Origin of the sequence: Xylanibacter ruminicola 23, assembly GCF_000025925.1 — a bacterium.
In the GTDB taxonomy this organism is placed as follows: Bacteria; Bacteroidota; Bacteroidia; order Bacteroidales; family Bacteroidaceae; genus Prevotella; species Prevotella ruminicola.
Genome location: NC_014033.1, coordinates 992,130 through 1,006,145 on the forward strand (window position 1 = coordinate 992,130; position 14,016 = coordinate 1,006,145).

Annotated in this window: 11 protein-coding genes; 4 read left to right on the top strand and 7 right to left on the bottom strand. The window is 49.9% G+C overall.

Annotated elements, in window-relative coordinates; genetic code table 11:
* Nucleotides 1–514: 514 nt before the first annotated feature.
* Both PRU_RS04320 and PRU_RS04325 read left to right on the top strand, forming a co-directional pair.
* Nucleotides 515–1,459 (top strand): ABC transporter substrate-binding protein, encoded by a 945-nt coding sequence (locus PRU_RS04320; RefSeq protein ID WP_013063916.1) that lies wholly within the window; start codon nt 515–517, stop codon nt 1,457–1,459.
* Nucleotides 1,456–3,504, top strand: a complete 2,049-nt coding sequence (locus PRU_RS04325; RefSeq protein WP_013063287.1) for a SpoIIE family protein phosphatase — start codon at nt 1,456–1,458, stop codon at nt 3,502–3,504. Before PRU_RS04320 ends, PRU_RS04325 begins: the two co-directional genes overlap by 4 nt.
* A gap of 751 nt (nt 3,505–4,255) precedes the next feature.
* On the opposite strand, the gene PRU_RS04330 is transcribed toward PRU_RS04325, so the two are convergent.
* The 4 genes from PRU_RS04330 to PRU_RS04345 form a co-directional block, all read right to left on the bottom strand.
* On the bottom strand, nt 4,256–5,533 hold the full coding sequence (locus PRU_RS04330) for an NCS2 family permease (protein WP_013065683.1): 1,278 nt from the start codon (nt 5,531–5,533) through the stop codon (nt 4,256–4,258).
* Nucleotides 5,530–6,636, bottom strand: a complete 1,107-nt coding sequence (locus PRU_RS04335; protein ID WP_049769078.1) for a sensor histidine kinase — start codon at nt 6,634–6,636, stop codon at nt 5,530–5,532. Before PRU_RS04335 ends, PRU_RS04330 begins: the two co-directional genes overlap by 4 nt.
* A gap of 69 nt (nt 6,637–6,705) precedes the next feature.
* Nucleotides 6,706–7,131, bottom strand: a complete 426-nt coding sequence (locus PRU_RS04340; RefSeq protein WP_013064964.1) for a hypothetical protein — start codon at nt 7,129–7,131, stop codon at nt 6,706–6,708.
* Nucleotides 7,128–7,337 (bottom strand): hypothetical protein, encoded by a 210-nt coding sequence (locus PRU_RS04345; RefSeq protein WP_033150849.1) that lies wholly within the window; start codon nt 7,335–7,337, stop codon nt 7,128–7,130. The genes PRU_RS04340 and PRU_RS04345 overlap by 4 nt, the downstream gene beginning before the upstream one ends.
* Nucleotides 7,338–7,750: 413 nt before the next feature.
* On the opposite strand from PRU_RS04345, the gene PRU_RS04355 reads away from it, so the two are divergent.
* Nucleotides 7,751–10,519 (top strand): toprim domain-containing protein, encoded by a 2,769-nt coding sequence (locus PRU_RS04355; protein WP_013063666.1) that lies wholly within the window; start codon nt 7,751–7,753, stop codon nt 10,517–10,519.
* A 384-nt stretch (nt 10,520–10,903) separates the two neighbouring features.
* Here the strand turns inward: PRU_RS04355 and PRU_RS04360 are convergent, their stop codons facing one another.
* From PRU_RS04360 to PRU_RS04370, 3 genes are all read right to left on the bottom strand, one after another.
* A complete protein-coding gene (locus tag PRU_RS04360; RefSeq protein WP_013065473.1) occupies nt 10,904–11,227 on the bottom strand; it encodes a type II toxin-antitoxin system RelE/ParE family toxin in 324 nt (107 codons plus the stop codon).
* A complete protein-coding gene (locus PRU_RS04365) occupies nt 11,215–11,490 on the bottom strand; it encodes a hypothetical protein (protein ID WP_013063170.1) in 276 nt (91 codons plus the stop codon). Before PRU_RS04365 ends, PRU_RS04360 begins: the two co-directional genes overlap by 13 nt.
* Before the next feature lie 190 nt (nt 11,491–11,680).
* Nucleotides 11,681–13,162: an Ig-like domain-containing protein gene (locus tag PRU_RS04370; RefSeq protein WP_013063961.1), complete on the bottom strand. Its 1,482-nt coding sequence runs from the start codon at nt 13,160–13,162 to the stop codon at nt 11,681–11,683.
* A 170-nt stretch (nt 13,163–13,332) separates the two neighbouring features.
* On the opposite strand from PRU_RS04370, the gene PRU_RS04375 reads away from it, so the two are divergent.
* A complete protein-coding gene (locus PRU_RS04375) occupies nt 13,333–13,971 on the top strand; it encodes an HU family DNA-binding protein (RefSeq protein WP_013063318.1) in 639 nt (212 codons plus the stop codon).
* Nucleotides 13,972–14,016 lie beyond the last annotated feature (45 nt).

Consider the following 14,016-nt stretch of genomic DNA (forward strand, 5'->3'; position numbering starts at 1 on the left):
AATCTTTGGCAAGGGGCTTAACCGCTCCTCCTGTCGCTCTTTCATTAAGGTACGCTCAGGGCATCAAAGCCCTGGCGTGATTGTTTTTTAATAGGGGCTCTGCCCCTAAAAACCCGTACGATTATGGCGGTAGCGTGAGCGAAGCGAACAAAGCAATATATGGCGAACCCAGAATTGGGTCGACGAAGTCAACCTGTAAGGGTGACGTAGTCAACCCAATTTTGGGCAAAGGCTCGAGAGCCATACCAAAACTTTGACGGAGAGGGTCTTCCCTCGTAGTCAACTACATCCCCTCCATATAGGGAGGGGCTTGGGGAAGGTGGATGTTTCTTTTAGTTCTTTTCTTTGCGCCAAAGAAAAGGACAGACTCGTGGCTGGGAGGGTTGTGAAGAAAGGTAGATGGTATTGGAGGAATTGAAAATGAAAACGACAAGGTTATTTAAAAAAACACCATAAATTTTCATTATATTTAAAATAATTTGTATATTTGCAGCAAAATATATAAGTATTACCGATGAAACGATTTATCTATACCTTACTGCTAAGCCTTATTGGCACTTGCAGCATACAAGCACAAAAACAGTTGGTGTTCACACCTACGTGGACAGCCCAGGCACAGTTTGCCGGGTTCTACGTGGCTGATGCCCTTGGATTCTTCAGGGACGAGGGACTGGATGTGATTATCAAGCATCCGTCGGCTTCGAACACCAGTCTTAACCGTCTGAAGAGCGGCGAGAGTCATTATGTGGCCCTGCATCTGGTGTCGGCACTCGATATGATTGATAAAGGCGACGAGCTGATTAACGTGATGCAGTGCTTTCAGCAGAGCGGCGAGATGATAGTATCACACAAGCCCCTGCGAGGTCTGAAGAGTCTCGATCGCAAGCGTGTGGGCTGCTTTAAGTCGGGCATCTCCAAGCTGCCCATTGCCCTGGCACGCCGCGAGAAGGTTAACATCGAGTGGATACCGTTTATCTCTCACACCAACCTGTATGTCTCGGGGGCCATCGATGCTACGCTGGCCATGAACTACAACGAGTATTACCAGCTGATTATGGCCGGACAGCGCCTGAAGAGGAATCAGATTATATACATGCGCGACATCGGTTGCAACGTGCCCGAGGACGGCGTCTATGTTACCAGGGAGTACTTCACCAAGCACAAGGCCGAAGTAGATAAGTTTGTGAAGGCCTCGAAGCGCGGTTGGGAGTATGCCATCAGTCATCCCAAGGAAACGCTGGATATCGTGATGCTGTACATGCGACAGGCAGGCATTTCGGGCAATGAGGACGCACAGAAGTGGATGCTGAAAGAGTGCCTGCGCCTGCTGGTAAGTCCCAGAACCGGCAAACGCACCTATAAGCTTGAGTCCGAAGGTCTGAACCAGGCCAACAGCATTCTGCTGCAAGGCGGCGAGATAACTAAACCTATCACTTACAAACAAATCACCGAACCATGAAGTACAACAGTTATATCAAACCTTTCCGGACCCTCTACGCCCGCATCACCATGTGGATCATGTTAACGGTGCTGGTGGTGTTCGTCATCATCACCTATCTGGTTACCTACTTTGGTGCCAAGGGTGTGCTGTTAGGCTCAACCGAGAATGCCAAGAGCCGCATGGAGATCACTAACCAGCGTATCAACACCGTGATGCATGCTGTAGAAGTGGCCGTTTACAACACCATCCCCGAGGTGGAGCTATCGCTGGACAAACCCGACGATATGTATCGCATCGTGCGCCGATTGCTCGAAATCAATCCTTATATCGTGGGCTCAACAGTGGCGTTCGAACCCTACTACTACAAGGAGAAGGGCGAGCAGTTCTCGCCTTATGCCTACAGGAGCGTCGACAACAATATCCAAACCAAACAGCTGGGTACGTCCGACTACGAGTACCACTATATGGACTGGTATCAGATACCCAAACTGCTGAAGAAGAACTACTGGAGCGAGCCTTACTACGATCGCGGTGGCGGCGAGCAGATGATGACCACCTTCTCGCACCCGCTCTACGACAAGAAGGGCACCCTGTATGCCATCATCACGGCCGACATATCGCTTGAGTGGGTTTCCGACCTGCTCCGTAAGAGCGATATCGATTTCAACAATAAAGCCCTGGAGCTGAATATCAATAGCGAAGCTGAACTGCAGGCCGAATTGGAGAACGACAGCGATTTCTTCTATCACTACGCCTACTCGTATATCATCGGCAAGGGTGGCACCTATATCGCCCACCCCATGCGCGAACGCATTCTGAACGATACGTATTTCAACCACTCGATGAAATACAACGACAGTATCGACAACCTGATAGGCTACGAGATGATCGACGGTAAGAGCGGCATGCGCACCATCAATCGCGACGGCACCGATTTCATCGTCAGCTACAGTCCGATAGAACGTACAGGCTGGTCGATGGCTACGGTCATCCCCAACAACCTGATTACCAACCGTTCCTTCAAGTATGCCACCATCATCGTGGGCGTCATGCTGCTTGGCTTACTGGTGCTGTTCATCATCTGTCGCAGCATCCTCAAGCGTGCTACCCGTCCGCTGGCCTTGTTTGCACACTCGGCCGACAATATCGCCAAGGGTAACCTGAACGCCTCGCTGCCGGTGATACGTACGCACGACGAGATGAAGCAGCTGCACGACTCGTTTGCCATGATGCAGACGTCGCTGAAACAGCAGATCGAGGAGTTGAAGACGGTGAATGCCCAGAAGGGACGTATCGAAGGCGAGCTGAAGGTGGCGAGCGACATCCAGATGTCGATGCTGCCCAAGATATATCCGCCTTATCCCGACCGCCAGGATATCGACATCTTCGGCAGTCTGACCCCCGCCAAGGCCGTGGGCGGCGACCTGTTCGATTTCTATATCCGCGACGAGAAGCTGTTCTTTGTTATCGGCGACGTGTCGGGTAAGGGTGTGCCGGCATCACTGGTAATGGCGGTATCGCGCACGCTGTTCCGCATCGTGTCGTCGCACCTCGAAGAGCCTAGTGGGATCATGCATCAGATGAACGAGGCGCTGTCCGACCAGAACGACTCGAACATGTTCGTCACCCTGTTCATCGGTTCGCTCGATTTGAGAAACGGTCATTTGCAATACTGTAATGGTGGTCATGATGCTCCGTTGCTGGTGAACCTGAAGGAGAAGTCGCACCAGCTGTTGGATTGTAAGTCGAACCTGCCTGTAGGTGTAATGCCTGGTTTCGACTTCGAGTCGCAGGAAACGGATATCGATACCGACACGCTGATATTCCTGTATACCGACGGACTTACCGAAGCCGAGAACATCCAGCATCAGCTGTTTACCGAGGCCCGCATCTTCGAAGTGGCCCAGCAGCTGTTGACCGACGGAACGGCATCGGCTGATGGCGAACCCGTTTCGGCTCAATCGGTTGTTGAGCGCATGGCGCGGGCTGTGCATCAGTTTGTCGGCGATGCCGAGCAAAGTGATGATCTCACCATGCTAGCAATAAAAAGGAAGAACATCTAACGTTCTTCCTTTTTTAAATCCATTTTCCAATTTTCCTTCAATAACCATTACCTTCTTTTTTCACAACCACTCTTTTTTCTTCACAACCACCCAACCCTCCTTATCCTAAGGAGGGCCTCAAACCACTCCTAAATCCTCGCCAATCTTTGGCAAGGACTTAGTTGACTACGAGGGAAAACCCTCTCCGTCAAAGTTTTGGTATGGCTCTCGAGCCTTTGTCCTCAGCTACGCTTCGGATTCGCCATATATTGCTTAATGGGGGCTCGCCCCCATACCCCGCACTTCGTGCTACATGTTTACTCACTACGTTCGAAAACATTCTTCGACAAGCGAAGCGAGCAGAGCTCGTAACCGCACTTCGTGCTTCATGCTTTCTCGTGATAAATCACTCGAAAACATTCCGCACGAGGAGGTCTTTAGAGGAATGCAAATTCTTTGAATCGATATTGAGTCTCGGATTGCGGTACGCAATCTGAGCAACGAAATGCGAAATGCTGTTTGAGCGTAGCGAGTTCATTGAGCGATTTGAAGAATTTGTGTTCCGGCCTCCGAGCTCAGGACGTTTTCGCACTCTTTCTTTTGTTTCGGTTTTCTTTCTGGTGACAGAAAGAAAATGAAAAGCCCTCCTTAGGATAAGGAGGGTTGGGTGGTTGTGAAAAAAGATGGTGGTTATTAAAAGAAGAATTGGAGGGTTGTGAAATAAAAAAACCTCCTTAAGACTAAGGAGGGCAAGGGTGGATTTGAAAAAGAATTATTGACTATTTCTTTTTGCTTTCTTGAACTTCGCCATGTACCCGTAGGTGTACGACAGGATGATATACGATATTAATCCTGTCAGGATTCCGTCACAGATACTGCCCGTAATCGACATGAGCAGGATGGTGAGGAACGCCGGCATCGACTCGAGGTAGAACGTTACCTTGATGTGTCGTACCACGGCAAACATAAAGAATCCCGCTACTACCATGGCTGGTGCTGTGGCCGATGTGGGGATGGCCAGGAAGATGGGCGAGAATACCAGACTGACGGCAAAGCACAGGGCTGTTACCAGTGCCGATACACCAGTGCGACCGCCCTCGGCAAAACCCGTTGAGCTCTCAACAAACGTGGTTACGGGACTGCAACCTAAGCAGGCACCTGATACGGTGGCCAGGGCATCGCTCAGCATAATGCTACGCATATGGGGAATTCGTCCGTTCTTACGGATGATACCCGCACTGGCCATCACACCTACCACGGTGCCCAGAGTGTCGAACACATCGAAAAACAGCATCGTTGTTACACATACCCAGAAGTCGGGCCACATCAGATACTCAAAGTCGAACTGACATAACAGTGGTAGTGGCGATGCGGGCATCGAAATCAGCTCTTCGGGTATCATGGTAACGCCAGCGGGCAGTCCTACCACGGTTACAATCAGGATGCTCAACAGCAGTCCGCCTTTGATGTGCATCACGGTAAACAGTCCCGTCAGCAGCAGTCCCAGCAGGAACAGCAGCGATGTGGGTGTGGTCAGCGTCTCCATATGGTTAAAGATGGTACCCTCGGCCAGGATGCCGCTGTTCTTGAAACCAATCATCGCTACAAAGAAGCCTATACCGGTGGCAAAGGCATATTTCAGCGTGGTGGGCACCATCTCGAAGATAATCTGTCGCAGGTTGCTTACGCATATCAGCACAAACAGCAGTCCCTCTACCAGTACCGCCGTCAGTGCAAACTGCCACGAGTAGCCCATGGTCAGGCATACCGTCTCAACAAAAAAGGTGTTCAGTGTCAGTCCAGGAGCCAGTCCGAAGGGGCGCTTGGCGATAAACGCCATGAACAGCGTGCCTACGATGGCCGAGAGGGCTGTGGCGGTAAACAGCGACTGTATGGGGAATCCCTGTTCGCTCAGGGGGGCAAAAATCACCGGCATCAGTGCCAGGATGTAAACCATGGTGACAAACGTGGTGATGCCCGATATGATTTCGGTCTTCAAACTATCTCTCTGCTGAGAGAATCCTAAGAGGGTGAAGAATTTTTCTTTCATGCTTTGGGTATGTAGGGGATAATCAGGTCGAACTTAGCGCCCTGGGTGTATGTGGTATCGAGTGTGAGCGTGCCGCCCATGTGCTGGGCCACCATGCGGGCTATCGACAGACCGAGACCGGCACCCTGACTAAAGCTATCCAGCTTGGTGAAACGCTCAAATATCAGCTCGCTCTTGTCGGCTGGAATACCGCAGCCGGTATCGGTTACGGCAAAATGCATCTTGTCGGCCTCGTGGTCCAGACTCAGTGTGATGCTGCCCTGCTTGGTAAACTTGGCGGCATTGTCTAACAGTTTGGCCAGGATGATGCCTACCAATCGTGGGTGGCACATCACCTTCTCCTCGGCGGGGATGTTACATTGGCTGTCTACCTTTACGCCCTTCTCTACAACCGTTGCGATAGCATCTACGGCACCTGCCATCGTCATCAGTGGCATGCACTCCTCGGCTGGTGGCAGCTCGGTGTCGCCCTCCATGTGCGATATCAGTATCAGGTCGTCAAGAATGTTTGTCAGCAGTCGGGTGTTCACCTGTATGCGCGTGCTGTAATCCTGTCGGTCCTGTTCGGGCAGCTCCATGCCGGGCATGGTAAGTATCTGCGTAAAACCGCTGATGGCGTTAAGTGGCGTGCGTATCTCGTGTGTCATGCTCTGCAGGAATGCCGTTTTGGCTTTCGATGCCGCCTCGGCACGGTCGCGCTCGATAGACAGCTGCTTGTTTTGTGCCACCACCACGTTACGTTCGCGCTCCAGCTGTCGGTTTTTTATCTCCAGGGTGTGGCGCCAACGGTTGTTGGCCGACAGGAACAGCAGGAAACCGATAATGCCCAGAATCATCACCACGCCACCCGATGTGAATCGTGATCGCTGCTGCAGCTGTTGGTTCTGTCGGCGCATCGCCTCCATCTCTTCGTGCGAAATCTGCTCCTTTATAGGCGCTTGTTGTATGTTGTTGGCAGCTGCCTTTTGGGGCACACTATAAGTCTGAGGTTGAACATTCGGTGCTTGATGTTCAAACTTACATGCCGATAAAGCGATGATAATCAACAGCATAGCTATAGTAGCCGTTGTAGCCGTTAGTAATTTCTTAAGTAATTGTTCCATTGGTCTGACTCTTTTCGAGTGCAAAGGTACAAAAAAAAGATGGCACGAACAAATATCCGTGCCACTTTTTTAAGCGTTATTTTGGCTTAGATTCCAGCCTTGTAACATGGGGATGGGATTGATGTCGGTGGTGCCGTTTTCGTGGATGGCCATGGCTGCGGCGACGGTTATCCAGCGCAGTGGTTGCTCTGCTGGGTTGCCCAGGCACTCCAGGGCTCCGATACCCGATAGCTGTGCCACATGATCGATATACGCGCGGGTGTTGTTTTCGGCCACCGGTGCCCATTTATGGATGATGTCGCGGATGTTGTACAACCGGTATTTATGATAGTACGTGCGCGTAAGCAGTCTGAAGGCGGCGCGCCACCCCCACTCCATACTCTCAAACTGGCAGAAGTCGCCATCCTGTTGCTGTGCCTTCATGCCCTTCCACTTATCGCCGCTAAGTCGGATGTTAAGTGGGTTGCAATTACGTAGTCCTCGTGGTGTGCTCATGATGGTAGTCGTTTGCTGATGATGTTTACATAGTGGTTAAGCCCGAAGATAGAGGCGGCAAACAGGAATGCCTGTGCCACGTAGAATAGCAGTCCGGTGGCCACATCGTTGATGCTCACCACCTGATACGTCACCAGCCCGATGCTGCTCACAATGAGCAGCACGGCACTGGCATACTGAGAGGTTTTAAAACTTGTGTTTTCCATGGTACTTAGATTTAGTAAGTGCTGCAATGACATAGATTACAACCCTGACGATTACTTTTACTGTTTTGTTCATAATTCTGTGTGTTTAATGAGTATCTGTTTACGTTACAAAGATACGAAAAATAATCGAAACGGCCAAGGGTTTTATGATAAATTTTTGTGCAAAAACTTTATTTAAAGTAACACTATAGTTTACATATAATAAAATATTGTTATCTATGTGTTTACAATGTTTATATTTTTGTTTCTTTTGTACATATTGATACACCAAACACTTGTACATATCAATATTTTTTAGTACCTTTGTTGCTGGTTGGGATTTAAGCCTGAGCACGGGCCCCAGCAATCGCTGAAAAAACGTCTATGGCGATTGTAGTGCAAGACACAAAACTAAACCAAATGTAACAATCATTATGACCCAAAACTTATTAGAGAAAATCTACGACCATTCAAATAATGGTCTAGATATCATTTTCGACGTATGCCCTCAGGCCGTCGATGCAGTAGCCAACAAGCGTAAGTTCCGTTTGCGTAGCAACGAGCACACCCCTTCGGCTTGTGTTTATCCGCCTACAGGAAACGTCGCCTACTGGCACGTAAAGGACTTTGGCATGGGCGAAGGCGAAGGTTACTTCTCGCCTATCGACCTGTACATGTGGGATCGCGGCTACACGCAAGCCCAGTTTGCAATAGCTGTTCAGGAGTTGGCCGAGCAGTATGGTGTACAGGACGAACTGAAGCAGGGTGCTAACAAGCCCGAGGTGATTAAGCGCCCCGCCCTGCCCTGCGAAATTGGCAAGCCCGTTAGGGTTACCTATGGCGATGGTTTTACTGCTGCCGACCTGAGTGTTTGGGGACCTTGTGTAAAGGCCGAACACCTTATGGAATTGGGTTGGCGTACAGTGGCGGCCATTACCCGTACCAGCGATGGCACCACTACCATTAAGAAACCCACCGACACCTATCCTATATATGCGCAGGTATGCATGTATCAGGATGACGATGGCAATATGCAGTCGTTTATCAAGGTTTACGAACCCAAGAACTTCAACAAGTCGTTCCGTTTCAGTATCATCGGGCATAAGCCCCAGCACTATCTCTTCGGACTGGCAGCCCTGCGCCGCAAGTACGAGGAACGTGGCGAAGTTAAGCTCGACGAGGTGGTGATAGTTTCGGGTGGCAGCGATGCCGCAAACTGCTTAAGCTTGGGCTATCAGCCCGTATGGCTGAGCAGCGAGACCGAGACACTGCAGGAGTCCGATCTGAAGTTGCTAATGAAATACGCCAAGCGCGTGGTTAACATCCCCGATATCGATGATACCGGCATGAAGGCAGGTCGCCGACTGGCACTTAGCCTGCCCACAATTCATACCGCTTGGATGACTGCCAGCGACATGCACCTACTGCACGACAACCGTGGTCGCTATCGCAAGGACCTGAAGGATTATATCCAGCTTAATCCCCATCGTGCTGCTATGCGACGCCTGATTAGTCGTGCCCAATGTGCACAGTATTGGATAGAGCGCCACGATAAAGATGGCAACATCTCCTATTCCATCTCAGCTGCCCGGCTTAACTATTATCTGGCACTTAACGGCTACTACACGTTGAAGGACGACGCGCACAAGGACCCCGTTTACATTCATATAGATGGTATTAAGGTTACGCGCGTGATGGCCAAAACGATTACCAACTTCCTGTTCACTCAGGCGCAGCGCGAGGGATTAGACGAGGCATTACAGAATCGACTGCTGCGCAGCCACGATTTGCCAACAAACAGCGTGAGCCATCTAATAGAGTGCGACAACCTCGACTTTAATAATTCCACACCCACATCACAGCGATTTTATTTCCGTAATGGTTGGGTTGAAGTAACGGGCAGTGACATCACACGGCATCCCTACTCTAATCTGTGCGACAGTTATGTGTGGGCCGATAATATCGTGGAGCATGATTATCGTAACATGCCGGCGATGTTCACGGTTGATAAGAATAGTGAGGGGCAGCTTGTGGTAGCTATTACCGAAAATCAACCTAGCAAACTGTTTCAGTTTGTGATAAATGCCTCCAGGCTGTACTGGCGCAAGGTTGATGAGGGCCATCAATCACTTACCCTCCAGGAGCGCAACGACGAGAATCAATGCCTGCTGGCCAAGCTGGTTAATATTGGTTATCTGCTGCATGGCTATAAGTCGGAGTCGGCTGCATGGGCCACATTCTGTATGGACTCTACGATGGGCGAAACCGAGGACGAGTGCAATGGGCGTAGCGGCAAGTCGTTCTATCTCAAGGCACTAGGCCAACTGCTTAACACTTTTAGCATCGAGGCGCGTGTAAAGTCGGTGGTCGAGAACCGATTCTTGTTTGATGGTGTGAGCGAGAAAACCGATCTTATCATTGTAGATGAGTGCCACAAGGCCCTGAACTTTGATTATTTCTTTGGCAGGATCACCGGCACCTTCCGTGGCGAGGCCAAAGGCGATCACCCGTTCGAGATTCCATTCTCCAAGAGTCCTAAGTTTGCCTTTGGTACCAACTATACCATCCGCAAGAACGATCCCAGCACCATGGGACGTGTTTGGCCGCAGATATTCTCCGATTACTATCACGAGAAAACCAAGCAAAACGACTATCTGCAAACACGTAAGATTAGCGACGACTTTGGTTGCAACCTGATGGGCTCAGAATATCCCGAGAACGACTGGCAGGCCGATATCGCCTTCCTCATGCAGTGCGTAAAGCTTTACCTGTCGTTGCCCGCAGCTGAGCGCAAGATAATGCCACCAATGCAGCAGGTTGAGCGCCGTGCTGAGCGTGCCGCTGTGGGTAAGGACTTCGAGGAGTGGGCCGAGGTGTATTTTGCGCCTGATGGCGGTAATCTCGATCGCGAAATTAAGCAAGACGAGATGTATGCCAACTTTAGTCGCGAGATAACATATCGTGTATCCAAGAACGTGTTTACCAAGCGCCTCAAAGCCTACTGCGATTATGCCTCGCACATCCATTGCCTTAATCCCGCATCAATTACTGGTAAACCTAAGGATGGCGAACGTATTCTGCGCCGCGCCGATGGAGTGCTTTCGTACTTTTACTATGTGCAGTCGACTGAGGAATATGAGGCTAAACTAGCCGAGAGAGCGCAGAGAGGATCCGAGTCCGAAGAGCAGGTCATCATATTCTAACGGTACTGTTTTTGTGCTTTTTTGTTTCAGGCCTGCCCCGTTTGGGGCGGGCTTTTTTATGGGGTGTTGCAAATATTGCAGTTGCAATAGCAAATATACTATCTTCATACTCATTTTTAGAATACTATATATACCCTGTTTTTTAGATTTTAATTGCAACACCGCAACAGATAGTCATTCTAGAAATCTATCTATTTGTTAATCAGACGTATATGCAGTCGTCTTGGTATTGCAAATAGGTGTTGCAATTGTGTTGCAGATAAAAACCGCCGCATATTTGCAACACCCAATCCCCCTTTTCAGCGCCTCTGCGCATCCCCTTTTACCCTAACACTAACCCCGCTCTACTATCATAGTAAAGCGGGGTTAGTATTAGTGGGGATGTTATTTTATTCTTAAAATAAGCGTTTCGGGGTTCATCCTTACGTCCCAGATATCAACTACATGTACTGTGTCTGCTGCTTCGTCGTAGTAATGAATAAGTTTAAAACGGCGATTCATAAGATGTCTACGACGATACGATACCGATTCGTTGGCCAACAGTTCTTCGGGGGGATATGATTCGGGGAATAACTTTACACGCTCTTCAAAAGCGGCTATTTCTGTTTTCCAACGTAAGGCTGTTGATTTTCCGAATTCTAAGTATGCATAGTTAATGTGCTCATCAAGCAGAATCAGCACATTTTCGTGCCAGATTATCTTAGCCATGGGTATTTTTTCGAAAGGCGGTTCCACATCTGTTCCGACGTAGCCCATTTACTGGGATTGTTGCGATCCTCCCATGCCTGATTAATTCTGGCTTTAGCTTCGTCAATGTTCTTAGCTCCGAATACGGGCATGCTATCCCAATTCATATCATCAATCTCGTCGTGTACATAATGCACACCGTCATGATGCTGCGTAGCTAATTCTGCAGCGGGTTCGCTGGCAGTTTGGCATTTAGTTTCTATGTCTTTTATGTCTTCACTCATTTTTTTATGCTGTTGAGTTATCTTTCGTGTGCAAATATACGATTAAGTATGCAAACTACAAAATAAATCACGATTTTTTTTAGTTTCTGCTGAAACTAGCACCCCCGCTCTACCATGATAGTAAAGCGGGGTTAGTGTGATTGGGCGGGGAGTCATCGCCTGGGGGCGATGGCTGGGTGATTAGGGCACCTTAGGGGGTAAGCGTCCAGGTAAGGTTGTTGCTACCAGTACTTGAGCTGGCGAAATTCAGGTCAGTCAATCCCGTGCCATCCCATGTGTTGCTGGTTACGGTTACGCCGTTAATGGTCACAGCGCCAGTGCTGCCATGGTCATAATGTCCTTTTCCTATCGGCCAGGCAGCAAAGTGGTTTCTGGTAGCCTGAACCTGGGTGATGCCTGCGGTAATGGTGATACTGCCAAAGGTGCTACTTACTCCGCTGCCGATGCCAGCGCCATGACCATATGAAATGGCAATAATAGTGCCGCCACTGATGGTGATAGCGCCACATGAGGAGCCACTGAAACCGCTGCCGATGCCGGCACCTTCCCCACTATTGGCATTAACCGTGCCGCCACTGATGGTGATAGCGCCACATGAGGATTTAAAATCACCGCTGCCGATGCCGGCACCATTCATACTAGAACTGGCATTAACCGTGCCGCCACTGATGGTGATATGGCCGCATGAGGCGCCATCGTAACCGCTCCCAATGCCGGCTGCCAAATCACCACCGGTGGCAGTGAGAGTGCCTGTGCCATTAATGGTGAGCGTTTTGCCTATGGGGCCTGCCTGGATGGCGGGATATTCCCTGTAGAAGCCCTTAACAGTGTTGGTGCCTGTAATGGTGATGGTGGCATTGCCATCACAGGTAAGGCCTGCCCAATTGGTGCTGGAGTTGTTACCGCCATTGATGGTAACATCTTTCAGCTCTACGCTGGCACCTGCGGCTATGCTAATCTTGTAATTGCCGGTCAGAGTGCCCGTAAGCACATCGCCATTCTGGGCTATGTAATCACCACTCAAAGCTGCAAGATTGATAGCTGGATCCACTGTCAGCGTATAGCTGACTGTCTTTGTGTTATAAGTGTATTCGTCGCTGTCGGTAATGATGGCTGTAATAGTAGCTGTTCCAGCACCTTTTATTGTTACATCGCCGTTTGTGGCATTAACTTCAGCCACTGTTATATTATTCGAAGTGTATGATACCACTCCATCACCCACAATGGTTAGAGGGTTATTAAATGCAACATCGTTAATATACTTGGGTACGCTGGCAGTAGCAAAGCTGATGCTACCCTCCTTCTTGGTGACCGTTACTTCTACCGTGGTGGTGTTCTCGCTGAAGATTTCGGTGCGGTAGTAGTCGTCCTCGCCTTGGGCCTTGATGGTGATGCGGGCGGTGCCGGGGCTGACGGCGGTGATGAGGCCGGTGGCGTCGACGGTGGCTACGGCGGGGTTATCGGATGAGTAGAGCAGCACTACATGAGCCTGTGTAGAAGCCTGTATGGGCTTGCTCTCACCTACTTTCAGCGTTAACTGGGCTCTTAGCACCTGCAAGGCAGGGGTAATGGGATTGTCGAGCATGTCGAACAGCTCGCCGCAACTGGTCATCACAAGGGGCAACGTGAGCATCATGCCCCACCCCAAAATCTGTCGGATAATACGTTTCATGTTGAAATTTAGTAATATCTTAATAAGTTAATTAATTTTGCCTGCAAATTTACGAAATAGTTGATAATCAGCCAAATAAAATCGGGAAAAAGTTTGGTAGTTTGGCAATTTTTTTGTATCTTTGCAATGGTAATAATACCACAAAACACATTTAATAAAAACACACAATTATGGCAACAAACGAAATTAAGTTGGGCATCAACTTGCGCCAGAACAAGAATGCCCGCAACTCGGGGTACGGTAAGTACTATCCCGAAATCGACACGCAGACCACTCTCTCGCTGCGAGGCTTTGCCAAGCACATGAGTGATCATGGTTCAATCTATTCGCTCGACATCATCGAGGGCGTGTTGAAGAAAATCACCCAGTGCCTGCCCGAACTCATCAGTCAGGGCGTGCCAGTACGCATGGAGCCCCTGGGCACATTCCTGCCCACCTGCGATGTAGAGAAGCCCATTCTGAACATCGCGGCCATGGAGAATGCCGACCCTAACGAGGTGGTAAAGGGCGTGCACATCCGATTCCTGCCCTACGGTGTGGAGGACGACAACATCACCTCGCGCCGATTCAAGCAGGAGTTCTGTTCGCTCGAGTTCCGCAACATTGTGGATACGGTTAAGGTTACCGTGGATGGCAAGGAGAAGAAGGTTACCACGCTGAAGCCTATCGCCACGGCCATAGCCGAGTATAAGTCGGGGCACGAGGCCAGCGCGCCATCAACCGGCGGTGGTAGTCAGCCATCAACCGGCGGCGGTAACACCGGTGGCAATACCGGTGGCGGCAGCAGCCATGAGCCTATCGGTGATTAAAAAAAAAGAAGGCCGGGAGCTTATATAGCTCTCGGCCTTCGGAAG